The 23,684-nt window shown below is 44.1% G+C and carries 19 protein-coding genes and 4 tRNA genes; 15 read left to right on the top strand and 8 right to left on the bottom strand.

What is annotated here, in order from left to right:
• Window positions 1–48 precede the first annotated feature (48 nt).
• A complete protein-coding gene (gene rnm / locus R7F67_RS14865; protein WP_005386777.1) occupies window positions 49–906 on the top strand; it encodes an RNase RNM in 858 nt (285 codons plus the stop codon).
• A 59-nt stretch (window positions 907–965) separates the two neighbouring features.
• On the top strand, window positions 966–1,586 hold the full coding sequence (locus tag R7F67_RS14860; RefSeq protein ID WP_005376791.1) for an L-threonylcarbamoyladenylate synthase: 621 nt from the start codon (window positions 966–968) through the stop codon (window positions 1,584–1,586).
• Between the two features lie 93 nt (window positions 1,587–1,679).
• On the opposite strand, the gene R7F67_RS14855 is transcribed toward R7F67_RS14860, so the two are convergent.
• Window positions 1,680–2,390, bottom strand: a complete 711-nt coding sequence (locus tag R7F67_RS14855) for a calcium-binding protein (RefSeq protein WP_005376796.1) — start codon at window positions 2,388–2,390, stop codon at window positions 1,680–1,682.
• 565 nt (window positions 2,391–2,955) lie between these two features.
• Here R7F67_RS14855 and rluB point away from each other — a divergent pair.
• Window positions 2,956–3,894, top strand: coding sequence for a 23S rRNA pseudouridine(2605) synthase RluB (gene rluB / locus R7F67_RS14850; RefSeq protein WP_005376798.1), 939 nt, complete (start codon window positions 2,956–2,958; stop codon window positions 3,892–3,894).
• Between the two features lie 187 nt (window positions 3,895–4,081).
• On the opposite strand, the gene R7F67_RS14845 is transcribed toward rluB, so the two are convergent.
• Complete coding sequence (locus R7F67_RS14845) at window positions 4,082–4,402, bottom strand: HI1450 family dsDNA-mimic protein (RefSeq protein WP_005376800.1); 321 nt, start codon at window positions 4,400–4,402, stop codon at window positions 4,082–4,084.
• A 2-nt stretch (window positions 4,403–4,404) separates the two neighbouring features.
• A complete protein-coding gene (gene yeiP, locus R7F67_RS14840) occupies window positions 4,405–4,971 on the bottom strand; it encodes an elongation factor P-like protein YeiP (protein WP_005376801.1) in 567 nt (188 codons plus the stop codon).
• A 194-nt stretch (window positions 4,972–5,165) separates the two neighbouring features.
• On the opposite strand from yeiP, the gene R7F67_RS14835 reads away from it, so the two are divergent.
• The gene (locus R7F67_RS14835) at window positions 5,166–5,933 is read left to right on the top strand and encodes an elongation factor P (protein ID WP_017635724.1); all 768 of its coding nucleotides are present in this window, start codon (window positions 5,166–5,168) and stop codon (window positions 5,931–5,933) included.
• Here R7F67_RS14835 and R7F67_RS14830 read toward each other — a convergent pair.
• Complete coding sequence (locus R7F67_RS14830) at window positions 5,930–8,293, bottom strand: DNA polymerase II (RefSeq protein ID WP_054577041.1); 2,364 nt, start codon at window positions 8,291–8,293, stop codon at window positions 5,930–5,932. The genes R7F67_RS14835 and R7F67_RS14830 overlap by 4 nt on opposite strands.
• A gap of 427 nt (window positions 8,294–8,720) precedes the next feature.
• On the opposite strand from R7F67_RS14830, the gene uvrY reads away from it, so the two are divergent.
• The 10 genes from uvrY (at window position 8,721) to nspC (ending at window position 18,981) form a co-directional block, all read left to right on the top strand.
• Window positions 8,721–9,365, top strand: a complete 645-nt coding sequence (gene uvrY / locus R7F67_RS14825) for a UvrY/SirA/GacA family response regulator transcription factor (RefSeq protein WP_005386783.1) — start codon at window positions 8,721–8,723, stop codon at window positions 9,363–9,365.
• Between the two features lies 1 nt (window position 9,366).
• Window positions 9,367–11,199, top strand: coding sequence for an excinuclease ABC subunit UvrC (gene uvrC / locus R7F67_RS14820; protein WP_080773718.1), 1,833 nt, complete (start codon window positions 9,367–9,369; stop codon window positions 11,197–11,199).
• A gap of 46 nt (window positions 11,200–11,245) precedes the next feature.
• Window positions 11,246–11,803: a CDP-diacylglycerol--glycerol-3-phosphate 3-phosphatidyltransferase gene (gene pgsA, locus R7F67_RS14815; RefSeq protein WP_005394805.1), complete on the top strand. Its 558-nt coding sequence runs from the start codon at window positions 11,246–11,248 to the stop codon at window positions 11,801–11,803.
• Window positions 11,804–12,266: 463 nt separating this feature from the next.
• Window positions 12,267–12,340 (top strand) — tRNA-Cys (locus R7F67_RS14810).
• Between the two features lie 36 nt (window positions 12,341–12,376).
• Window positions 12,377–12,452, top strand: a tRNA-Gly gene (locus tag R7F67_RS14805).
• Window positions 12,453–12,529: 77 nt separating this feature from the next.
• Window positions 12,530–12,616 (top strand) — tRNA-Leu (locus tag R7F67_RS14800).
• Window positions 12,617–12,629: 13 nt separating this feature from the next.
• Window positions 12,630–12,705, top strand: a tRNA-Gly gene (locus R7F67_RS14795).
• Between the two features lie 899 nt (window positions 12,706–13,604).
• Window positions 13,605–16,481, top strand: coding sequence for a pyridoxal phosphate-dependent class III aminotransferase (locus R7F67_RS14790; RefSeq protein ID WP_318057250.1), 2,877 nt, complete (start codon window positions 13,605–13,607; stop codon window positions 16,479–16,481).
• Window positions 16,482–16,499: 18 nt separating this feature from the next.
• Window positions 16,500–17,744, top strand: coding sequence for a carboxynorspermidine synthase (locus R7F67_RS14785; protein ID WP_054577039.1), 1,245 nt, complete (start codon window positions 16,500–16,502; stop codon window positions 17,742–17,744).
• Window positions 17,745–17,847: 103 nt separating this feature from the next.
• Window positions 17,848–18,981: a carboxynorspermidine decarboxylase gene (nspC, locus tag R7F67_RS14780; protein WP_017820473.1), complete on the top strand. Its 1,134-nt coding sequence runs from the start codon at window positions 17,848–17,850 to the stop codon at window positions 18,979–18,981.
• Window positions 18,982–19,058: 77 nt separating this feature from the next.
• Here the strand turns inward: nspC and R7F67_RS14775 are convergent, their stop codons facing one another.
• Both R7F67_RS14775 and R7F67_RS14770 read right to left on the bottom strand, forming a co-directional pair.
• Window positions 19,059–19,571: a glycine cleavage system protein R gene (locus R7F67_RS14775; protein WP_005376814.1), complete on the bottom strand. Its 513-nt coding sequence runs from the start codon at window positions 19,569–19,571 to the stop codon at window positions 19,059–19,061.
• A gap of 221 nt (window positions 19,572–19,792) precedes the next feature.
• Window positions 19,793–20,695: a DUF3943 domain-containing protein gene (locus R7F67_RS14770; RefSeq protein WP_033905662.1), complete on the bottom strand. Its 903-nt coding sequence runs from the start codon at window positions 20,693–20,695 to the stop codon at window positions 19,793–19,795.
• A gap of 191 nt (window positions 20,696–20,886) precedes the next feature.
• Between R7F67_RS14770 and R7F67_RS14765 the strand changes: the two genes are divergently transcribed.
• Entirely contained in the window at window positions 20,887–22,119 is a 1,233-nt protein-coding gene (locus R7F67_RS14765) for a CinA family nicotinamide mononucleotide deamidase-related protein (protein ID WP_054577038.1), read from the top strand.
• A 96-nt stretch (window positions 22,120–22,215) separates the two neighbouring features.
• On the opposite strand, the gene yfaE is transcribed toward R7F67_RS14765, so the two are convergent.
• The gene (gene yfaE / locus R7F67_RS14760; RefSeq protein ID WP_005376817.1) at window positions 22,216–22,497 is read right to left on the bottom strand and encodes a class I ribonucleotide reductase maintenance protein YfaE; all 282 of its coding nucleotides are present in this window, start codon (window positions 22,495–22,497) and stop codon (window positions 22,216–22,218) included.
• On the bottom strand, window positions 22,497–23,630 hold the full coding sequence (gene nrdB, locus R7F67_RS14755) for a class Ia ribonucleoside-diphosphate reductase subunit beta (RefSeq protein ID WP_054577037.1): 1,134 nt from the start codon (window positions 23,628–23,630) through the stop codon (window positions 22,497–22,499). Before nrdB ends, yfaE begins: the two co-directional genes overlap by 1 nt.
• Window positions 23,631–23,684: the final 54 nt, after the last annotated feature.

Genomic DNA, 23,684 nt, shown 5'->3' with positions numbered 1-23,684 from the left:
TGCGAGAGTAAAAAGTCAACCCCAAAACGGCATTAAAACGATAAAAATATGAGAATTGATTTACATAGTCACACCACTGCATCGGACGGTCGGTTAGAGCCTAAAGATTTAGTGGAAAGGGCGCTGAGTTTTGATATCGAGGTTTTGGCGATCACTGATCACGATACGGTTGACGGTTTGGCGTTAGCTAAGCAATACGTTCAAGATAATAATTTGCCGATAAAAATCATCAATGGCATTGAGATATCGACCGTCTGGCAAAACAAAGACATTCATATTGTCGGCCTGAATATCGATCCGGAAAATGAACAATTATCTGCCCTCATAGAACAGCAGAAGCAGCATCGCATAACACGATCTGAGTTAATTGCAGAGCGACTACAAAAAGCAACTCGAGTAGGTGTGCTTGAAGAGGTAAGGCAAATCGCCGGTGATGCTCCAGTGACAAGAGCGCATTTCGCGAAATGGTTGGTAGATAATGGTTACGCAAAAACCATGCAAATGGTGTTTAAAAAATACCTAACGCGTAATAACCCAGGTTATGTACCACCGAATTGGTGTTCGATGAAGGATGCGGTTGACGCTATCCATGCGGCTGGTGGAATGGCGGTATTAGCGCATCCTGGTAGATATAAGTTGACAGCGAAGTGGATTAAGCGTCTTCTAGCAGCGTTTGTCGAAGCGGGTGGTGATGCGATGGAAGTTGCACAGCCACAGCAAGCGCAACAAGAAAGGCGCAACTTGGCTGATTATGCTATACAATACAAACTATTAGCCTCTCAAGGCAGTGATTTTCACTACCCATCACCGTGGATGGAGCTAGGAAGGAACCTATGGTTGCCTGCTGGCGTCGAACCAGTTTGGAAAGATTGGGGAATAGATCCTTCGTTGAATAATACTCAGTAATACGAAGTCGAGAACCCATAAAAATATAGAGCCGAGAGGCTCGATAATGAGGAATTACAATGAGCCAGTTTTTTTACGTTCACCCAGAAAACCCACAGGCTCGCTTGATTAATCAAGCAGTAGCAATCATTCGTAACGGCGGCGTTGTGGTTTACCCTACTGATTCAGGGTACGCACTTGGCTGTCAGTTGGAGAACAAACAGGCACTGGAACGAATCTGTCAGATTCGTCGTCTGGATGATAAGCATAACTTTACTTTACTGTGTCGTGATTTGTCGGAGCTTTCTCTCTATGCGCGAGTGGATAACTCTGCATTCCGACTGCTGAAAAATAACACACCAGGTCCTTACACCTTCATCTTCAAAGGCACAAAAGAGGTGCCGCGTCGTTTGATGAATGCAAAACGTAAGACCATCGGTATCCGTGTTCCAGACAATCAAATTGCCTTGGACTTGTTGGAAGCATTAGGTGAGCCGATGATGTCTACGTCGTTGATTCTACCTGGCAGTGACGTAACAGAATCTGATCCAGAGGATATTCGCGATAAACTAGAACATGCGGTTGATGTGATTCTTAATGGCGGTTACCTAGGTGAACAACCTACGACTGTAATTGACTTTAGCGAAGGTGAACCTGTTGTGGTTCGTTTGGGATCTGGTGACCCTGCACCATTCGAATAGTAGACGCACACCACCGTCAAACAAAATAGGAGGCATCGCGCCTCCTATTTTAGTTGTCATATCGAATATCTCATTGAACTTAACTGATTGAGGTTAAGCGAAATCGAAAATGTCGATACCATTTTGTTCTGCATAGTTGATGTATGCAGAGCTCACACCGTTTAGTGTCACTTCAACATTGTATTCATCACTTGAGAATACTGCCCAGCCACATTCATTGTAAGATAAAGTCAGATCATCCGCTGAATCCAAGAACGTATCTCGAATGCCATCGTTATCAGTGTCTCGGCCCATATCAAAGACAAGTTTGTCATGGAAAATATTAAAATCGACAATGTCGGCTTTGACATCAATATCGTTGGAAGATACTGGCTGATCAGGTACACCAATAGCCAGGCGGTTTGTAAGCACGAAGGTGTCGTCTCCACAGCCACCGCTCAGTACTGATTCACCATCACCAACAACGAGTGTGTCGTTACCCCAGCCACCACTCAAGTAGTTGTTGCCTGAATAATCAAAAATTGTGTCGTCGCCACAGCCACCAAAGAGTTTGTCGTTTCCTAATCCTCCGGATAGGAAATCGTTTCCAAAGCCGCCAGAAACAAAGTCGTTACCTCGGCCACCAAGCAAGGTATCGTCTCCCCAGCCACCGAAGACAATATCATTACCTCCGTATCCTACAAACTTATCATCACCACAGAAACCGAAGAAAATATCGGTTGTTTCAGAGCCTTTTGTGCCTGTCATATCGTCATCTTGAGATGTCCCAAAAATCCAATTTAGGTCGAGATTTAGCATAGACATTGTTCTATTCCTTTTTGTCTGATTTATGCCAATCGCCGAGAGTGCAGAGCGAACCTAGTGAGTCAGAGTACACGATAGCATTAGTGTTATTTTTGATGTGAACTAATGACTTAAAGACAATTTTTGTCTTGTTACCCATGACCTTGTTTTGCTATGAGTGCTCATTGTCTGCGGTGATTGGTATTACTTAGCAGCAAACAGGGACGGCTTATTCTTCGTTGCTTTCTAGCAATACGAACAGTAAACACACCCCAAGTGGTTATTGTTGTAACCCTGACAATTTTATCAGGTACCGCGTGGTTAAAGTGGTTCAGGAAGACCGATATTAGTGGGATTCTCGTTGAGCAATGCCTGCTTTAAGTAGTAAAAAAGTTGCAGAATAGGACAAATATTTCGGTCATTTTTGAAGTGAATTTTGGTGTGGAGAATGGCGCCGATTTAGCTTACATTAACTAAGAAAGTTACGTATAATGTCCGACCGAAAAATCCCACTGAAATGGGTAAATAGCAAAATACAGACCAATCCTGGTCTAGACGTCTGTGAAGACGACACATAGGTAGATAAATGAGCGAAAAGTTACAAAAAGTATTAGCACGTGCTGGTCACGGTTCTCGTCGTGAGATTGAATCGTTAATTAAATCTGGTCGCGTTAGCGTGAACGGTGTAGTCGCTAAGCTTGGTGAAAGACTTGAAGACGAGAGCAGCGTAGTTCGTATCGACGGTCACATTGTCTCTGCAAAGATTCAAGAAGAAGTGATTTGTCGTGTACTTGCGTACTACAAACCTGAGGGTGAACTGTGTACTCGTCACGATCCAGAAGGTCGTCGTACTGTTTTTGATCGTCTGCCAAAAATTCGTGGCTCTCGTTGGATTTCAGTTGGTCGTCTGGATGCGAACACTTCTGGTCTTCTACTTTTCACAACGGATGGTGAACTGGCGAACCGCTTAATGCACCCAAGCCGCCAAGTTGAACGTGAATACCTAGTGCGTGTGTTCGGTGAAGTAACTGAACAGAAAGTTCGTAATCTAGTAAAAGGTGTTGAACTGGAAGACGGTTTAGCTCGCTTTGAAGATGTTGTTTACGCGGGTGGTGAAGGCATGAACCACACGTTTTACGTTGTTATAAACGAAGGTCGTAACCGCGAAGTTCGTCGACTATGGGAATCGCAAGAGTGTACCGTTAGCCGTCTGAAACGTGTTCGTTACGGCGACATCTTCTTAGACAAGAAACTGCCTCGTGGCGGTTGGATGGAGCTTGACCTGAAAGAAGTAAACTACTTGCGTGAGCTTGTAGAGCTTCGTCCAGAGAAAGAAACCATGCTTGATCTGAACAAAGACAACACGTCACGCAAACGTGAGCGTGCACGCAGCCAAAAAATTCGTCGCGCAGTTAAGCGCCATGAAGAGCGTGTTAACACACCAAAAGGTCGCAGCAACAACCCTTCTCGTCGTAAGCCGAAGAAGACTGCTGGTGACCAAGGCGCACGCAACAAGCATCGTTAATCGATAGCAAAACATCAGAAAGGCTTGCCAATTCGGCAAGCCTTTTTCTTATCTGTTACATAACAAAAGGATCTAAAGCCGATATAGAGCAGGGTGTTTTGGATAAACAAATATCTCAGCTAAACAAAAACAGCAGATAAAAAAATACCAGCACTAGGCTGGTATCTTTGTTCATGATGAAGAAACGTTAATCGCGTTTCCAAAGCATATGGCAGAACTTATGTTCAGGGTCTCGGCTGATTAGCATACGAGCAAATACGTCATCAAGAACGTCATTTTCCTCATTTACTAGGCCGATACGAACCTCTGCATATACTTCTTTGTCGATCTCGAAGCCAACATGTTCAACCCAGTCATCACCGGTTTCAACAAGTTCTGCGGCACCACGATCTTCAAATTGCGCAGTAAACAGAATCACGTCAGCAGGCTCTAGGTTATCTGGAGCCATCTCAAGGAAAATGTCGTACGCTGCGTCGATGACGTCGTCGTAAGAAATCAAATCAGACATGCTTATGCTCGGCTCATGTATTTACGTTCAGCTGTGTTAATGATAACACGGTCACCAGTTGCAATGTACTCAGGAACCTGGATGACAAGACCTGAAGCGAAGCGTGCTGGTTTAGTACGAGCAGATGCAGAAGCACCTTTGATTGAAGGGTCAGTTTCTTCAATCACTAGCTCAACAGAAGATGGTAGTTCAATACCCACTGCAGCACCGTTAACAAGGATAATGTGGATACCTTGTGTATCTTCGTTGATGAACAGCATGTCGTCTTCAACTTCATTGTGCTTGAATGTGTATTGTGAGTAGTCTTCGTTATCCATGAAGATGTGCTCATCTCCGTCAGCGTATGAGTACACAACTGCACGTTTGTTCATTTCTACCGTTTCAACAACGTCATCAGACTTGTAACGCTCATCTACACGTGCGCCCGTGTTTAGATCTGTACAACGCATTTTGTAGATTTTAGCGCCGCCACGACCGCCAGGAGTCGTTACTTCGATGTCTTTAACTAGAAGAGTTTTACCATTAGACTCGATTGCGAAGCCTTTTTTGATTTCACTTGCCTTTGGCATTGTATATTCCTATTCATACTTATTAAGCAAAACTCGGTGATTATAGCGCTAAGTTAGCCGCCTAGCATTAAAATTCATTGCAGAAATTTGTTGTTACTCCCATGACTAAACACCTGAATGGACTTGATTCAGTGAGTCGGCTAAGAGAACATATAGTCCAACTTCTTGAACCATCTGAGAACACGTTTTAAGTCATGTCTCTGCCTGTTATCGATCCTAAACAACCATTTCAACCAGAGTTTGCGCCTTTAATTAGGGAAGTCACCGCTTGTCTCAAAGGTGGACTGGGGCAAAACTTACACAGCGTTTATGTATACGGTAGTGTTGCTCGCAAAACAGCGATCGTTGGGAAGTCGAACTTAGACTTGGTTGTCGTTACTCAATCATCCTTTGAGCACAATCGCGCGACTTTGCTCAACACAATTAAGTGGCGTGCGCAGCAGAGTTACCCTCACGTTAATGGTGTATCGGTCCGTACAGCCTTAGTGAGCGAAGTGGCTAATTTAGATAGTATTTTTACTTGGGGCTTTATGCTTAAGCATTGCTGTGTCTGTGTTTATGGTGATGATCTAGCAGACTGCTTCGGTGATTACGTCCCAAGTTGGGAAATTGCTAAGCACTGGAATATGGATGTGGAAGATTGGATTACGGTGTATCGCAAAAAAATCGTACAAGCGAAGACGATAGAAGAGCAGGTGGCCGCCCAGCGCGTGATTGCAAAAAAGTTACTAAGAGCGTCATACTCTTTGGTGATGTATCGAGATAAACGTTGGTTTGATGACCCTATACAATGTGGCAAGGTATTCTTAACTTATCATCCTGAAAAGCAGCTTGAGATCGAGCGGCTAGAAATTTTACTTTCTGGCCGGGGTATTCCCAAGCGTTCTGTTATCGGGCTAATTGATGCGTTTGGTGATTGGTTAGTCAAACAGTACCAGAAAACAGAGTTTCGTATCGGCTAAAACAACCCCATTTGTGGCGCTGAAAGCCTGTCAAAGTCCGTCCCAATGAAAGGGAGAATCGCATCCGCAACGGGTTTGAGTTGTTTATCAATGTAATGTTGATAATCAATCGGGCTATTGAGGTACTCATAAGGTTCAGGGCCGTTCACGGTAATAATGTATTCAATTCGCCCTTTGTTTTGATACTGTAATGGGCGGCCAAGCTTGGCATTTATCTCATCGGCTAAACGAGCTGCACGCACTTGTGGCGGGACGTTCTTCTGATACTCATGCAGTTTTCTTCGCAGTCGCTTTTGATACACCAACTGTTCATCAAATTCACCGTTGTTAGTTTTCTCAACCATCTCTCGGACATAGTCGCTTGGATCTTCACCATGGAAAATCATGCTATAGAGTGTATTTTGAAATTTCTGTGCTAACGAGGTCCAGTCAGTACGGGCACTTTCTAACCCTTTAAATACAATCCGTTCTTGCTTTCCTTCACCGATTAAACCCGCATAGCGCTTTTTCGAGCCAGTTTCTGCGCCACGAATCGTTGGCATAAGGAATCTGCGATAATGGGTTTCATACTCGATTTCCAACATAGATGTTAGGTTGTACTCAGAACGCAGGTGTTCTTGCCACCAAGAGTTGATGTAATCAACTAGTTGATTTCCAACAGCGTCAGCTTCTACTTGACTGTATGGTCGATTCAACGACACGAATGTGGAATCCGTATCGCCGTAAATCACTTGATATCCTTGCTCCTCAATCAGCACCTTAGTTTGCTTCATGATTTCATGTCCGCGCATGGTAATACTAGAAGCTAACCGAGTATCAAAGAAACGACATCCCGATGAGCCCAGTACGCCATAAAAGGAGTTCATGATGATTTTGATTGCCTGAGAAAAAGCTTTTTCATTGTTCTTCTTTGCCACATCACGTGCTGCCCAAAGCTTTTCAATCATTTCTGGTAAAAAGTGTTTCGTACGATGGAACTGCCCACCGCGAAAGCCAGGTACAGCCTGATTTTCTTCTTTTCCAATATCGAGCAATAACCCCTCAACTAAACCCATAGGATCAATCAAGAAAGAGCGAATAATCGATGGATATAGACTCTTAAAATCCAATACTAAAACAGAATCATATAGGTTAGGGATGGAGTCCATCACGTAACCGCCGGGGCTGGCAATCCAATTTTCAGGGTGTAGGTTCGGAGCAACGTAGCCTGCTCGGTGTATCTGAGGCATGTATAGGTTTGTGAATGCTGCAACCGAACCGCCGACACGATCCAGTTCGACACCAGTGAGACGAGAGCGCTCTATTGCAAAGTCGAGCAGGTGAGTGTGATTGAAAATCTTATTCACTAACATGCAGTCTTGTAAATTATATTTAGCCAGCGATGGTTTGTCGGAGCGGTACATACGATTGATCTCATCCATGCGGTCATGAACGTTGTGGATTTCTTTCCCTTCCCCTAAGAGTTCTTGAGATACAGACTCTAATGACCAAGACCGAAAGTGATAAGTCGCCGTTTTTAACGTATCGATACCGTCCATTACAACTCGCCCTGGAATGGAAATAAACCCTTGTTGGCTTTGAGATGAACTTCTGAAAAAGCTGGCTTGGTCTGCTCTACCAAGCATTAGCTTCATGTTGTGCCATTCTGCTCGTTTGTGTAGCAGACGAAAGTCAAAATCAATGACGTTCCAACCGACAATGACATCGGGGTCGAATTGTTTAAACCAAACGATGAGTGCTTCTAGAAGCGCTTTTTCATCCTTAACCCACTGTATCGGTGTCTCCGAAGGTTCTGGTTCTCCGATCATGATAACGCGGGAATCCATGACGCTGTCTAATCCGATTGAGTAAAGAATGCCTTTCTCAGAGCATTCTAGATCTAACGAGACAACGTTTAACTTCGGCTCATATTGCCCCGCACGGCATTTTGCGCTCTGGACGCGTTGGTAGCCATTGGTGCGAGTCACATTGCCTGTAAACTCGATACTGCCTTTGATAAAACGCTCCATTAGGTAGCGATCGGCGAGGCGAATATCACTTTCATACGTAGTGATATCTTTTTGAGCGAATGTGTCTTTGAGTGCGAGAGCGTCTCTGGTTACATTGGTATAGCAGGCAGCAAGAGGCGTATGTTCAAACGTTTTGAGATCCAAAAGGCGGATGTCGACGAATATGTTTTTTTCTCGTGCGAGTGTTTTTGCTTGCTCTGAGTGTTTCTGAGCGATGAAAAATACTGGCTTCTCACCATTAATAATTAACTGAGTAGGACCTGCTTCTGTCGAAAGCCACAGCTCGATTTGAGTTTGACCTTTGATGTCTCGTGCCTGTCGAGTTAGCAGGAAGCCTTGTTGAATATTCAAATGTGAGAAACCTTAGAAAACTTGAAGAACGTTAGTTTAACACTAAGAACTGTAAAAATAACCAGTAAAGAAAGCGTCTCAAATTTTTGCTGGAATTAGTGATTACAAGTTAGTCTTTGGTGCAAGAGGGACAGTGTCATTTTAAGTTATAGCGTGTTTCTCTGGGCAATATGAAACCTAGTTACTTGATTTATTGTACTTAATGTTGTTAATTGTCTTTTCTTAGATTTCGGTTCTGCTCATCACGCTCTAAAATAATAGAGTGGTTTATGAATAAGTTCTTGCTAAAGTTTGCGTTTCAGCACATATTCATAGAAAGCAATTTTTTGTCGATTACGTTAGTATATAGGCAGTCATACTGATATCCACATTTAACAAATAATGGTTATGTGGGTGCAGAACCAATACAAAGTGTGGAGATACAAGTTTGATAAATGTTTTCCTTGTAGATGATCACGAGCTGGTTCGCACAGGGATACGACGTATTATTGAAGACGTCCGTGGAATGAACGTAGCAGGAGAAGCTGACAGCGGTGAAGATGCAGTAAAATGGTGTCGCAGTAATCATGCTGACGTCGTTTTAATGGACATGAACATGCCAGGAATTGGTGGCTTGGAAGCCACTAAAAAAATTCTTCGCGTGAATCCTGATGTGAAAATCATCGTACTTACCGTTCATACAGAAAACCCGTTTCCAACCAAGGTGATGCAGGCAGGTGCGTCTGGTTATTTAACCAAAGGTGCTGGCCCTGACGAAATGGTGAATGCGATTCGTGTAGTTAATAGTGGTCAGCGTTACATCTCACCAGAGATTGCGCAGCAGATGGCATTGAGTCAATTTTCTCCAGCCTCTGAGAACCCTTTTAAAGACTTATCCGAACGTGAATTGCAGATCATGCTTATGATCACCAAAGGCCAAAAGGTAACGGATATTTCTGAGCAACTTAATTTAAGTCCAAAGACAGTCAACAGCTATCGCTACCGACTCTTTAGTAAATTGGACATTAATGGTGACGTTGAGTTAACTCACTTAGCGATTCGCCACGGAATGCTGGACACCGAGACCCTTTAGCGTGAATCCTCCTTTCGATTCGGCTTCCTTTCTCAAGACAGTAACTCATCAGCCCGGCGTTTACAGAATGTACAACGCCGAAGCTGTTGTAATCTACGTAGGTAAAGCCAAAGACCTTAAAAAGCGCCTTTCAAGCTACTTTCGAAAAAAAGTAGACAGTGAGAAAACTCGCGCGCTTGTCAGTAATATCGCCAAAATAGACGTCACGGTGACTCACACTGAGACAGAAGCGCTGATCTTAGAGCATAACTACATCAAGCAGTATTTGCCGAAATACAATGTGTTGCTGCGAGATGATAAGTCTTACCCTTATATCTTTATTAGCGGTCATAAGCACCCACGGCTTTCTATCCACCGTGGCGCCAAGAAGCGCAAAGGTGAATATTTTGGCCCCTACCCAGATTCTGGTGCAGTAAGAGAAACATTGCATTTGCTGCAAAAGATATTTCCTGTGCGCCAGTGTGAAGACACTGTCTATTCCAACCGAACGCGCCCATGTTTGATGTACCAAATTGGTCGTTGTGCAGGACCATGCGTTAATACCATCATTTCTGATGAAGAATATGCAGAGTTGGTTGGCTTTGTGCGCATGTTTTTGCAAGGCAAAGATCAGCAAGTACTCAAACAGTTGATTGAGAAAATGGAAGTTGCCAGTCAGCAATTGCGCTTTGAAGATGCCGCTAAATTTCGCGATCAAATCCAAGCGATTAGGCGTGTTCAAGAGCAGCAGTACGTCTCAGAAGACAGCATGGATGATATGGATGTACTCGGGTTTGCTCAGGAGAATGGTATCGCGTGTATCCATATCCTGATGATACGCCAAGGCAAAGTGCTTGGTAGCCGTAGCCATTTTCCGAAAATCCCACAAAATACAAGCCAGCAGGAAGTGTTCGATAGTTTTCTGACTCAATACTATTTGAGCCATAACGAAGCACGTACAATTCCTTCTCGTATTATTTTGAATCAAGAGTTGGCAGAAGATATTGCGCCAATACAGAAAGCGTTAAGTGAAGTGGCAGGCCGTAAGGTTCATTTTCATACGTCGCCAACTGGCTCTCGAGCAAGGTATCTCAAGCTTTCGAACACGAATGCACTAACGGCGATTACCACCAAAATCAATCACAAGATGACAATTAATCAGCGTTTTCATGCGCTTCGCGAAACATTGAAGTTGGAGTCTATAGCTCGAATGGAATGTTTTGATATCTCCCATACGATGGGGGAAAGCACGATTGCGTCATGTGTGGTGTTCAACAACGAAGGCCCCGTAAAGCAAGAGTATCGTCGCTACAACATTACTGGGATTACCGGTGGTGATGATTACGCAGCGATGGGACAGGCATTAGAGCGCCGTTATTCGAAGCAATTGGACGTAGAGAAAATTCCCGACATCATCTTTATCGATGGCGGTAAAGGTCAGTTAAATCGTGCGCATGACATCATTTCGCAGTACTGGGGGGATTGGCCAAAGCGTCCTATCATGATTGGTATTGCAAAAGGCGTTACTCGCAAACCAGGTTTAGAAACGCTGATTACAGTCGATGGGGACGAGTTTCATTTACCAAGCGATGCTCCTGCGCTGCATCTTATCCAACATATTCGTGATGAAAGCCATAACCATGCTATAGCGGGGCACCGTGCTAAGCGAGGTAAAACCAGACGTACGAGTGCACTCGAAGGGATTGAGGGAATCGGCCCTAAACGACGTCAGGCGTTACTCAAGTACATGGGTGGGTTACAAGAACTTAAACGTGCAAGTGTCGAAGAAATCGCCAAAGTACCGGGAATAAGTCACTCTTTAGCAGAAATTATTTTCCAAGCATTGAAACAATAAGGAAAATCGCGCAACATTAAGCCGCAATGTGTAAGAGAATAATAAAATGCGTTTGAATATCCCGAACATTCTGTCTCTTCTTAGACTGTTCCTAATCCCTGTTTTTGTGGTTGTCTTTTATCTACCTTATTCATGGGCACCGTTTGCAGCAGCAATGGTGTTTTGGGTAGCGGGTTTTACTGACTGGCTTGACGGCATGTTGGCCCGTAAACTTGGCCAAACTTCTCGTTTTGGCGCGTTTATTGATCCTGTCGCTGATAAAGTGCTAGTGGCAACGGCATTGATTCTAATCACGGAACATTATCATTCAATTTGGGTGACCATTCCTGCGGTAACGATGATTGCGCGAGAAATCATTATCTCAGCATTGCGAGAATGGATGGCTGAAATCGGTAAGCGAGCGAGTGTTGCGGTATCTTGGGTTGGCAAAGTAAAAACTGTTTCGCAAATGTTCGCCTTATGGGTGTTGATATGGCGTTACGATGAATGGATGGTTTGGCTAGGCTTTGCGGCCTTGTATGTGGCAACTTTCTTGACATATTGGTCAATGATTCAATATTTGGCTGCTGCGAAAGACGATCTGTTGAATGAAGAGCACCATTAAATTCTGATGTTAGAAAGCAGGCTTAATAGCCTGCTTTTTTGTATCTAAGACAATCTACAGCATTTTTTGGCTTCTCTCGCTTTTCAATGCTTGCTAATGGCCATGTTTGCAATTTGTATCTGGGGCTTTTGCTTCGATAGAGTTCTATTTGTGATCTAAGTCTTGTTTTTGTCCTTGGAGAGTCTTAGAGAGGCGAGTCTTCTGATTATTAATACTTCAATGCACGCAACGCACGGCCAGCAGTGTAAGGCGTAGCCAAAGTTTTATGATAAACAAGTGTATTTAAGCGATTTTTAGTATTAAAACTAAGCAATCCATCGTCTTTCGCACAAATTCTAGTCAAACGATTTAAAAAAATAAAAATAGTGTTGACTCGATCGCTCGAATCCGTAGAATGCATCCCGTACCCAAGAGAGCACGACTCGAAAGGGTGGTGAAAAAGCTTAGCTTTATTCACAGATGAGGCGCCTTGGCAGAGTGGCTATGCAGCGGATTGCAAATCCGTGGACCTCGGTTCGACTCCGGGAGGCGCCTCCATTATTCTTTTGAGAGCGAATGGCTTTCGAGAAAAATGCGACACTAGCTCAGTTGGTAGAGCGCAACCTTGCCAAGGTTGAGGTCACGAGTTCGAACCTCGTGTGTCGCTCCAAATTTTATTGATATGGCATTGGCGATATCAGATGGTGTTTTACTTTTCTGTAAAGGCATCACAAAGAATATTTGTGTGCCCTGGTGGTGGAATTGGTAGACACAAGGGATTTAAAATCCCTCGACGTTCGCGTTGTGCCGGTTCAAGTCCGGCCCGGGGCACCATCTCATATTAAATGCGACACTAGCTCAGTTGGTAGAGCGCAACCTTGCCAAGGTTGAGGTCACGAGTTCGAACCTCGTGTGTCGCTCCAGATTTAAGGCCTAACATGAAAATGTTAGGCCTTTTTCGTATTTTTTTGAAAATCTCAAACTTCTTTTCTGTCACAGACTTCGTTAAGTAGCGAACCCTTTGTCTCATTGACTCAAGTGATTGTTAATTCTGCCATTGCAAAACATCTTAGCTATTCCTACTAGTCTATGTTTAAACCATCACTTGTGGTGAATAACCACTCTTACTCCAGGCAAAGCTGTGACGAGAATGCTATCTTTTTAAATGTTCCGGATATAGAAAGGAATGTTTTACGATTAAGCAGCACAACCTTAAACCTCTGTTTAGATGAGGTGATGATATCTCAAGAATATTTGTTTAAATAACAGCTATTTGAGAGAAGCAGAAAAGCATAGCTCATGAATATGAACATGTGAGTTGCAATGGGGTATGTTTTGTTGTGATTTACATCACTGTTACTAATATGAAAAATCGTTGCCAGAAGATTTTATTTTGTGATAAATTCGCGCGCAATCTCGGAGCGTAATTAACAACGTTTGATCTCTGGGGGATACGCGTAGTGACCATTCAAGCTGATTGTGACACTGCGTAGGGTAGGTATCGGCAAAGCCTTTTGTCGATAGACGGGATACTAATGCTGTAAACGCGGCATATTAATGGGAAACCCAACATTGAAACCTTTGAATAAACACACACTAATCAGCTTCATACTGCCGAAATGTCCTGTTTTACAAAACGGGTGCATTACAGAACCTTGATTAATCCCTTTTACATGTAAAGTCGCGAGTATCGTGGCGGATGATCTGTATTTGTCATTTATGCACTGACAAATGCGGAGGGGTATTCACACCTCCTGTAATTTCATTCTAATGATTATTAATACAGGATACAGAATTATTATAATTCAAGGGATTATGTAGTATGAGCACTGCCTTTGAAGTCGATAGCAATATCGCAAACATTTTTTCGTCTCAGGTTCCTATCGTTGAGGGAACGTATGACTTAACGCCAGATCAAGTATTGATTGATCAGGCTGAGCATGAATCTGAAGTACGTTCTTATCCACGTCGTTTGCCGATCGCAATTAAACAAGCCTTTGGGTGCTTGGTTGAAGATACGCGTGGACAGATCTTTCTAGACTGCCTTGCGGGGGCAGGCACTCTAGCTTTGGGGTATAACCATCCTGAAATAAACCAAGCGCTGAAAGAACAATTAGATTCAGGACTGCCATATCAGACGCTAGATATTGCAACATCAGCAAAAACGACGTTTATTCAATCTGTTAAGTCTTTTCTTCCTCAAGAGTTAAGCGAGAACAGCGTTATCCAATTTTGTGGCCCGTCTGGAGCTGATGCGGTTGAAGCTGCTATCAAGCTCGCGAAACAGACTACCGGTCGCAACACTATGTTTGCCTTCCGTGGCGCATACCATGGTATGACTAATGGTACGATGGGGATGATGGGTAACTTAGGCACCAAAGCTCGTCGAACTGGTTTGATGTCGGATGTGCACTTTATGCCTTTCCCATACAACCTGCGTTGTCCTTTTGGGCTTGGCGGTGATGAAGGTGCAAAAGCAAGTATTCGCTATATCGATCGTCTTTTAAACGATGATGAGTCAGGCATTATGAAGCCTGCCGCGATTATCGTGGAGCCAGTGCAAGGTGAGGGTGGTGTTGTTCCTGCGCCAGCATTCTGGCTACGAGAGTTACGTCGTATTTGTGATGAACACGGTATCTTACTGATCTTCGATGAGATCCAGTGTGGTGTTGGTAAAACTGGCTACAATTTCGCGTTCGAAGAGTCGGGCATTGTTCCAGATATTCTGTGTTTATCAAAAGCAATTGGCGGTGGATTACCAATGTCGCTATTGGTTATCAACAAGCAACATGATACATGGAAGCCGGGCGAGCACACAGGTACATTTCGTGGTAACCAGTTAGCCATGGTCTCTGGTACGAAAGCATTAGAAATTATCCAGCGTGATAATCTTGTTGAGCATGCCAATATTGCGGGTCAGTACTTGCGCTACGGCCTTGAAAGTATTCAAAAGCGTGTGAACTGTATCGCAGAGGTTCGTGGCAAAGGTTTGATGCTAGGCGTGGAGATTAAAAACCCAGAAGGTGAGCTCAATAAATTTGGTGAACCTCAAGCGGATAGTGAACTCACACTTTCCATTCAACGCGCAGCACTCGAGCGTGGCTTGATCGTTGAGAAAGGTGGACGCGAAGGCGCAGTAATTCGTTTCCTTCCTCCTCTTATCATCTCGTTTGAGCAAATCGACTTTGTTTTACGTGTATTTGAAGACGCGATTTTAGCCGCTGGCGGTAGTCACATCGAAACTCAGCCACAAGATGAATGGAAGAAGCATTTCATCCACACTGGAGAGATGGGCAGCAATGAATTTGCTTCGGTGATGAATCACACTACTACGGCAATGAAGTCAGTGTTTGAACAAGTGACTGCACCGTATTCAGGTATGGATCCAAAAGCATTGGAAGCAGCGATTCACGACGTTGATCTTGATAATGGAAATGCACCTCTTAAATCCGTTATCGACGATGCTGCTGAGCTGGTCGCGAAAAACGCAATTTTTACTCAACATCCAGATTGTATTGCTCACCTACATACTCCACCGTTGATGCCAGCGATCGCGGCAGAGGCAATGATTGCGGCTTTGAACCAGTCGATGGACTCATGGGATCAAGCTTCATCAGCGACTTATGTTGAACAGAAAGTTGTGAACTGGCTATGCGATAAATATGAGTTAGGTGCAAAAGCGGACGGTATCTTCACGAGCGGCGGCACGCAAAGTAACCAAATGGGTTTGATGCTTGCGCGAGATTGGATTGCTGACAAACTCAGTGCACACTCAATTCAAAAGCTTGGCCTTCCTGAATACGCAGACAAGCTACGTATTGTATGTTCGAAAAAATCCCACTTCACGGTTCAAAAATCAGCGTCTTGGATGGGGTTGGGTGAAAAAGCGGTCATGACTGTCGATGCTAATGCCGATGGAACGATGGATGTCACTAAATTAGACGAAGTTCTCAATCAGGCCAAAGCAGAAGGTTTGATCCCATTTGCCATTGTTGGCACAGCGGGCACAACGGACCACGGTGCTATTGATGACTTAGACTTTATCGCCGATATGGCAGCGAAACATGACATGTGGATGCATGTCGACGGTGCATACGGTGGAGCTCTGATTCTAAGTAGCCAAAAAGCGCGTCTGAAAGGTTGTGAGCGTGCACATTCCATCAGCGTAGACTTCCATAAGCTGTTTTACCAAACCATCAGTTGTGGTGCGCTATTGGTAAATGACAAGTCTAACTTTAAATTCCTGCTTCACCATGCAGACTATTTGAACCGCGAACACGACGAACTACCGAACTTGGTGGATAAGTCTATTGCGACAACTAAGCGTTTTGATGCGCTCAAAGTGTTTATGACGATGCAAAGCGTAGGGCCAAAAGCCCTAGGCGATATGTATGATCATTTGCTTGAACAGACGCTTGAAGTGGCGGACATGATTCGAGATAACAAACACTTTGAGTTGTTGGCTGAACCATCACTATCTACGGTTCTGTTCCGCGCGACACATGAATCAGCGGATCTTGATGAACTGAACAAAACGTTGCGCTTAGAAGCGTTAACACGCGGTATCGCGGTATTGGGTGAAACCATTGTCGACGATAAAACTGCATTGAAATTTACGATTTTGAACCCGTGTCTGACGACGGCGGACTTTGAATCTTTGCTCTCAAAAATCAATACGCTAGCGGCAGAGCTAGTTTAACAAAGGTAACGGAAAACTATGGCAATTCTACAGATTGGTGCAGGCGGCGTTGGCTGGGTAGTTGCACATAAAGCAGCACAAAACAACGACGTTCTGGGTGATATCACAATCGCATCACGTACCGTAGGTAAGTGTGAGAAAATCATCGAATCGATTCAGAAGAAAAACAATCTGAAAGATTCAACTAAGAAATTAGAAGCGCGAGCGGTAAACGCGGACGACGTAGATTCTTTAGTTGCTTTAATTAAAGAAGTACAACCTGACTTAGTGATCAACGCAGGTCCTCCTTGGGTGAACATGTCTATTATGGAAGCATGTTACCAAGCTAAAGTGTCATACCTTGATACATCTGTTGCGGTTGACTTGTGCTCTGAAGGCCAACAAGTACCTCAAGCTTACGATTGGCAGTGGGGCTACCGTGAGAAGTTTGAAGAAGCGGGCATTACAGGTATTCTTGGTGCTGGTTTCGATCCGGGCGTAGTATCGGTGTTTGCCGCATACGCAGTGAAGCATCTGTTCGATGAAATCGATACTATCGACGTAATGGATGTAAACGCAGGCGACCACGGTAAGAAGTTCGCAACTAACTTTGATCCAGAAACGAACATGCTTGAGATTCAAGGCGATTCGTTCTACTGGGAAAACGGCGAGTGGAAACAAGTACCTTGTCACTCACGTATGCTTGAGTTCGAATTCCCGAATTGTGGCTCACACAAAGTGTACTCAATGGCGCACGACGAAGTTCGATCTATGCAAGAGTTCATCCCTGCGAAACGCATCGAATTCTGGATGGGCTTTGGTGACCGTTACCTAAACTACTTCAATGTGATGCGCGACATCGGTCTACTCAGCCCAGTTCCACTAACGCTTCATGACGGTACGGTTGTTCAACCTTTGCACGTGCTAAAAGCACTACTACCAGATCCAACATCACTCGCGCCAGGCTACACTGGCCTAACGTGTATCGGTACTTGGGTTCAAGGTAAGAAAGATGGTAAAGAGCGCAGTGTATTTATTTACAACAACGCTGATCACGAAGTCGCATACGAAGATGTTGAACACCAAGCTATCTCATACACCACTGGCGTACCAGCGATCACTGCGGCTTTGCAGTTCTTCCGTGGCAAATGGGCAGACAAAGGCGTGTTCAACATGGAGCAGCTAGATCCAGACCCATTCCTAGAAACCATGCCATCTATTGGTCTAGATTGGCATGTTCAAGAACTGGAGCCAGGACAACCTGTTATCCATAAATTGAAGTAAGAATTTAGCGACTCTTATTTGTACGTTTAAGCCGATGCACTTGCGTCGGCTTTGTTCGATTTTATAGTGTCTTTGCTAAGGCGAAGGGACGTAAGGTATCAAAATGCAACAAAACGAACTAAAAACGCCATACTTCATGATCAATGAAGACAAGCTGATTGAGAACCTAGAGAAAGCAAAACAGCTAAAAGACATCTCTGGTGTGAAGCTTGTATTAGCACTGAAGTGCTTCTCAACATGGGGTGTATTCGACATCATCAAGCCTTACCTAGACGGAACAACAAGTTCTGGCCCGTTTGAAGTGAAGCTTGGCTACGAAACGTTCGGTGGTGAGACACACGCATACAGTGTGGGTTACAGCGAAGATGACGTTCGCGATGTGGCGGACATCTGTGACAAGATGATCTTTAACTCTCAGTCACAGCTAGCGGCTTATCGTCATATTGTCGAAGGCAAAGCATCGATTGGCTTGCGCCTAAACCCAGGTGTGAGCTATGCAGGGCAAGACTTAGCAAACCCAGCGCGTCAATTCTCTCGTCTTGGTGTTCAGGCTGATCACATCAAACCGGAAATTTTTGATGGTATTGATGGCGTAATGTTCCACATGAACTGTGAGAACAAAGACGTGGATGCGTTTATCGGCTTACTCGATGCTATTTCAGCTCAGTTTGGCGAGTACCTAGATAAGCTGGACTGGGTAAGCATGGGCGGCGGCGTGTTCTTCACATGGCCGGGTTATGACATCGAAAAGCTTGGCCTAGCGCTGAAAGCGTTTGCTGAAAAACACGGCGTGCAAATGTACCTAGAACCGGGCGAAGCGATCATTACCAAGACGACTGACCTAGTGGTCACTGTGGTTGATATCGTTGAGAACGTAAAGAAGACGGCGATTGTCGATTCAGCCACAGAAGCTCACCGCTTAGATACGTTGATCTACAATGAGCCAGCGTCAATTCTTGAAGCATCTGAAAATGGTGAACACGAGTATGTGATCGGCTCGTGCTCTTGTTTGGCTGGAGACCAGTTCTGCGTGGCGAACTTCGAACAGCCTCTAGAGATAGGACAGCGTCTGCATATTCTAGATAGTGCCGGTTACACCATGGTGAAACTGAACTGGTTTAACGGTCTACGTATGCCGTCGGTCTACTGTGAACGCTCGAATGGTGACATTCAAAAACTGAATGAATTTGACTACTCTGATTTCAAACGTTCACTGTCTCAGTGGTCAGTGATATAAAATGTATTGAGTATTAGAACGACAAAGAGCAGCTGAATTGCTGCTCTTTTTATTGGGGAAGCGTTAAAGGTATGCAGTTAGCTTTCTACAATTACACGAGTGTCTTCACTCAGAGATTCTAACTCATTGGCTATGTCTTCAATTTCTAGCTCGCTAGGTAGTTTTATCGCCATTTTAGCGCTGAATAAGCTAGAGCTTACCCCTCCGCCTCCAGCAATGAATACACGCTGACAATCCATATCTAAAATTGAGATACCTTGATTATCGAGAACGTGAGTAATTTCATTCACAATACCCGCTCTATCGTTGGCATCTAAACGAAGTTGGAAGATAGTGTCTTCACGATATGAATGAGGCTCAGAGTCGACGAACCTAACAACAAGAGTCTGACAAGAAGAGAACGCCTGTTTAACGATGTCGGCATTTTCTCTTGGAAGCTCTACTTTGATGACACCTGCAACTTGGTCTTCGATAAAGTTTACTTTGCTGATCAGCCATTTCCCGCCGTTTTCGTGTGTGATTGCAGCGAGCTCTTTAATCGTGGCGGGTGACGCTTGTCCGACAAAATTAACAATAAATACGGTGTTCATAATGTCCCCTCCTGGAATCAAGGTTTGGACGCAGTACGAATAAACGTGCTACTTAAGTTATTGGAATAAATCCTTTTATTTAGTGTAGGTGCTAAGGGCAGGTAATGTTTGATGAAAGTCAATTTTTAACACTAATTCGTGATGCAAATAATTAAAACAATGTTCAGAGCACAAAAAAGCAGCCATCGTAAGGCTGCTTTTTACCGAGTATCAACTTAGGATTAGAAGGTTACTTTTAACTCGACACCATAAAATTGACTGTCGTAGTTTGCGCCTGCGTCCATGGCGAATTTTGCAACATCTTGATTTCCAAACCAAGGTGATGAATTGAATTGTAGTTCTGCACTACCGCCCCATGCATCAGTTACCCAATAATGAATATGTCCAACAGGGTTTAAGAAGAAGAGCGAAACATCACCTGCGGTTTCAGAGCCCATAACTTCGCCGCCGTTGGCAATAATGTCTTGCTCAGCCGTTAACATCATTTCACCGACAACAGCACCAAAGAATGGTGTGATAAAAATATCCTGCCAAGACGGTACTTCTGCGAACGCTTCTACGCCATACTCCCAAAAGAACGTCGACATAGTTGCGGAGTACAAAAACGACTGAAATTCATTATAGCCAGCGTGACGTGCTGCCGTGTAGTAAACGCCGCCAAAATATGGGTGCATGATGTAGTTGAGGACATGTTCATCACGATCCCAAACGGGGCCGTCAGAGACATTATCTTTCCACTTTTGCCCCAACTTACTCATGTCACGGTCTTCTTCGTCCCATTTGGTGATACTTTCTGGAAGAAAAGTCATCATGCCTACGGTCGCGATACTGAGACCTAGAATGGTGTAGGTTTGACCCATCAGATAATCCCAGTCTTTATCTTGAGGGATGATGAGATGTTTAGGCTGAAGCCCTGCGTCAAGGTTTAGCGAATCATCATTATTCTGTTCATACATAACACCGCGATTTTGAGCCTCGAAGGTGTACAGAGTCGTCGTTTCGCAGTAACCTGACAAGCAATCAGGTGTGTAAGAAAACTCTGTATGACGGCTTAGGTCATAGTGACTTGCTTGCGCAAGCGCTGACGAAGCCAAGCAAAGGCCTGTTAGAGTCGTCTTGAACATGGATGATTTTGACACAAAGGTCTCCGAGTTAATGGTGTATGTTCGGGCTCGTAATTATCCCTCAAAACATCAATCATTTAAACACTTGACCCTTATTTAGTCCCAACAAACCTCGGCGAGATTTGTCCAAATAAAAAGAAAAATAAGCGCTATAACGAAAATAGGATTGTGCTTACGTTCAGGAGTCAGTTGTGAAAATAGCAATGCTTAGTACTGGTGAGGAAGTCCTCCAAGGTGATATTGTTGATACTAATGCGGCATGGTTGTCTAGCCTGTTTTATCAACATGGATTTGGCTTAACAAAGCGCTCAACGGTTGGTGATAGCCTATCGAGTTTGGTTGAAGAGTTTTTAATGCTCAGCTTTAACAACGATGTGGTTATTGTTAATGGTGGTTTAGGCCCTACAACGGATGACATGAGTGCTGCCGCCGCCGCGAGAGCCGCCGATTGTAAACTGGTGCTATTCAGAGAGTGGTTGCAGCATCTAGAAAGTTTGTATGCTCGACGTGGCATCCCTATGCCGGACAGTAATTTAAAGCAAGCAATGCTGCCAGAAACGGCAGAGATATTGGACAACCCGATAGGCACTGCTTGCGGTTTCAAAATGCTGATTAATGATGCCATTTTTTATTTCACACCGGGTGTACCAAGTGAATTTAAGCTCATGGCAGAGACGCAAATTCTTCCCGATCTGAGAAGAGTGTTTCCAGATGTTCAAGGTTCATGTTGTAGCCGAATCTACACGTTTGGTCTGTCTGAATCCGGTATTTCAGATAAGCTAGATCAGCTAAAACTTCCTCAAGGCTATGAGCTAGGGTATCGCTCTTACTTGCCTTTTATTGAAGTGAAACTTTTTGGTCCTTCAGATCAGATTGAACAGCGTTTGAAACTAGTACAGATAATTAATAAACACCTTGAGAGTAATACCGTTAGTATTGACTTACCTATGGTTGAAAATGTCGGCCAGTTGTTGGTCGATAAAGGACTAACAGTGTCGACCTCCGAAAAAAGTAGCGGAGGATACTTAACGTACTGGCTAAACGGTGATGAAAACGCTGAAAAGCAACTAGGGCATGGTTGGATACTACCGAGCCTGACTCAAGCGATGGCCAACAGCGGAGATCCATTAGCAGAGACGTTTGCTCTGGCTGGCGCTACGCGAGAGAAGTGTGGGACGGATTTATCACTCGTTACTGGCCATATTGAAGAGGGTGTTTTTTCCGTCGCTTTATCGACACCGTCAGGCGAGTGGGGAGCATTATATAAACTCTCGAAAAAGTATCAGCGCAATGATCAAGTTAAAGTGATCAGCACGGCAGCACTAGACTTGTTGCGTCGCTACCTAGAACGTAAACCGATGTTTGCGCATTATGCATTTTTAGAGAAAGTTAAAGAGATGCACCTCCCGAGCAGTGCTTTATAACCAAAGCTCTATACAGTAGTCTGAGAGACAAAACACAGAGACAAAAAAGCCAAGGTGATTACCTTGGCTTTTGCATTTTATACCGTCGAGTCAACGTTATGCGCGCTGCTTTTCTTTCATCGCGTAGTTAACGCCGCTAAGTGACAAATCTGATTTTGCTTTACAGATACAAGGTAATATTTCATCACTTTGTGTGTAAGCCATGGCAAAACCAACATACTCCACTTCACCAGACTCCAATTTGCAGCGACAGGCGCCGCAGTGCCCATCACGGCAGTTGTATTCTGGTAATAGGCCAGCTTGCTCCATTGTTTCCAAAATCGTATTGGAAGGGTTGGATTCAATGCTGATCAGTTTGTTGATTTTGAGTGTTGCCATTACAGCTCGAATCCTTCGAAGTCATCTGCGCGAACTTCATTGTCAATTTGACCCACAAGGTAAGAAGAGATTTCTGCTTCTTGAGGCGCAACTTGAACGTTATCTGAAGACAACCAAGCGTTAATCCATGGAATTGGGTTAGTTGTTGCTTCTGGATACGCTGCTGGTAGACCTACCGCTTGCATACGAATATTTGTGATGTATTCAACGTATTGGCTTAGGATGTCTTTGTTTAGACCGATCATAGAGCCATCTTTGAATAGATACTCTGCCCACTCTTTTTCTTGCTCTGCCGCTTCTTTGAATAGGTCAAAACAGTCCTGTTTTGCCTCTTCTGCGATTTGCATGAAAGTGAAGTCATCTTGACCGTTACGTAGCAGGTTGATCATGTGCTGCGTGCCATTTAAGTGAAGTGCTTCGTCACGAGCGATCAGCTTGATGATTTTCGCGTTACCTTCCATTAGTTCGCGTTCTGCGAAAGCGAAAGAACATGCGAAACTTACGTAAAAACGAATAGCTTCTAATGCGTTAACAGACATCAGACAGATATACAGCTTCTTCTTAAGATCGTACAGACTAACCTGAACCGTTTCACCGTTAAGGACATGCTCACCTTCACCGTAGCGATGGTAATCATTCGTCGCTTGAATCAAATCGTCGTAGTAGTGCGCGATGTCTTTTGCACGCTTCAGAATGTGCTCGTTCTCAACGATATCATCAAACACTACAGCAGGGTCGTTCACGATGTTACGAATAATGTGTGTGTAAGAACGAGAGTGAATCGTTTCAGAGAAAGACCAAGTCTCAATCCAAGTCTCTAGTTCTGGTAGAGACACAAGCGGCAGCAGTGCCACGTTAGGGCTGCGGCCTTGGATAGAGTCAAGAAGCGTTTGGTACTTCAAGTTAGAGATGAAGATGTGCTTCTCGTGATCTGGCAGTTTGTTGTAATCGATACGGTCGCTAGATACGTCTACTTCTTCTGGACGCCAGAAGAAAGAAAGTTGTTTCTCGATAAGTTTTTCGAAAATCTCAAACTTTTGTTGGTCGTAACGTGCAACGTTTACTGATTGACCTAGGAACATTGGTTCCTTCAATTGGTCATTCTTTTTTTGGTTAAAAGTACTGTAAGCCATAATGCCTCAATTCCTTTTAAACCTCCCCGTAAGGGGGAGGTTATCGATAGTCTG

This window comes from Vibrio sp. YT-17, assembly GCF_033337375.1.
GTDB lineage: Bacteria > Pseudomonadota > Gammaproteobacteria > Enterobacterales > Vibrionaceae > Vibrio > Vibrio alginolyticus.
Note: the sequence above shows the minus strand (reverse complement) of the source record. Positions and strands in the feature narration are given on the sequence as shown.

Coding starts and splice junctions, on each gene's coding strand:
- R7F67_RS14770 (WP_033905662.1), bottom strand. CDS start 20,695: ATGTTCAAGACGACTCTAACAGGCCTTTGCTTGGCTTCGTCAGCGCTT.
- pgsA (WP_005394805.1), top strand. CDS start 11,246: ATGCGTTTGAATATCCCGAACATTCTGTCTCTTCTTAGACTGTTCCTA.
- R7F67_RS14860 (WP_005376791.1), top strand. CDS start 966: ATGAGCCAGTTTTTTTACGTTCACCCAGAAAACCCACAGGCTCGCTTG.
- R7F67_RS14845 (WP_005376800.1), bottom strand. CDS start 4,402: ATGTCTGATTTGATTTCTTACGACGACGTCATCGACGCAGCGTACGAC.
- yfaE (WP_005376817.1), bottom strand. CDS start 22,497: ATGGCAACACTCAAAATCAACAAACTGATCAGCATTGAATCCAACCCT.
- R7F67_RS14775 (WP_005376814.1), bottom strand. CDS start 19,571: ATGAACACCGTATTTATTGTTAATTTTGTCGGACAAGCGTCACCCGCC.
- rluB (WP_005376798.1), top strand. CDS start 2,956: ATGAGCGAAAAGTTACAAAAAGTATTAGCACGTGCTGGTCACGGTTCT.
- rnm (WP_005386777.1), top strand. CDS start 49: ATGAGAATTGATTTACATAGTCACACCACTGCATCGGACGGTCGGTTA.
- R7F67_RS14835 (WP_017635724.1), top strand. CDS start 5,166: ATGTCTCTGCCTGTTATCGATCCTAAACAACCATTTCAACCAGAGTTT.
- R7F67_RS14785 (WP_054577039.1), top strand. CDS start 16,500: ATGGCAATTCTACAGATTGGTGCAGGCGGCGTTGGCTGGGTAGTTGCA.
- nspC (WP_017820473.1), top strand. CDS start 17,848: ATGCAACAAAACGAACTAAAAACGCCATACTTCATGATCAATGAAGAC.
- R7F67_RS14790 (WP_318057250.1), top strand. CDS start 13,605: ATGAGCACTGCCTTTGAAGTCGATAGCAATATCGCAAACATTTTTTCG.
- R7F67_RS14855 (WP_005376796.1), bottom strand. CDS start 2,390: ATGTCTATGCTAAATCTCGACCTAAATTGGATTTTTGGGACATCTCAA.
- nrdB (WP_054577037.1), bottom strand. CDS start 23,630: ATGGCTTACAGTACTTTTAACCAAAAAAAGAATGACCAATTGAAGGAA.
- yeiP (WP_005376801.1), bottom strand. CDS start 4,971: ATGCCAAAGGCAAGTGAAATCAAAAAAGGCTTCGCAATCGAGTCTAAT.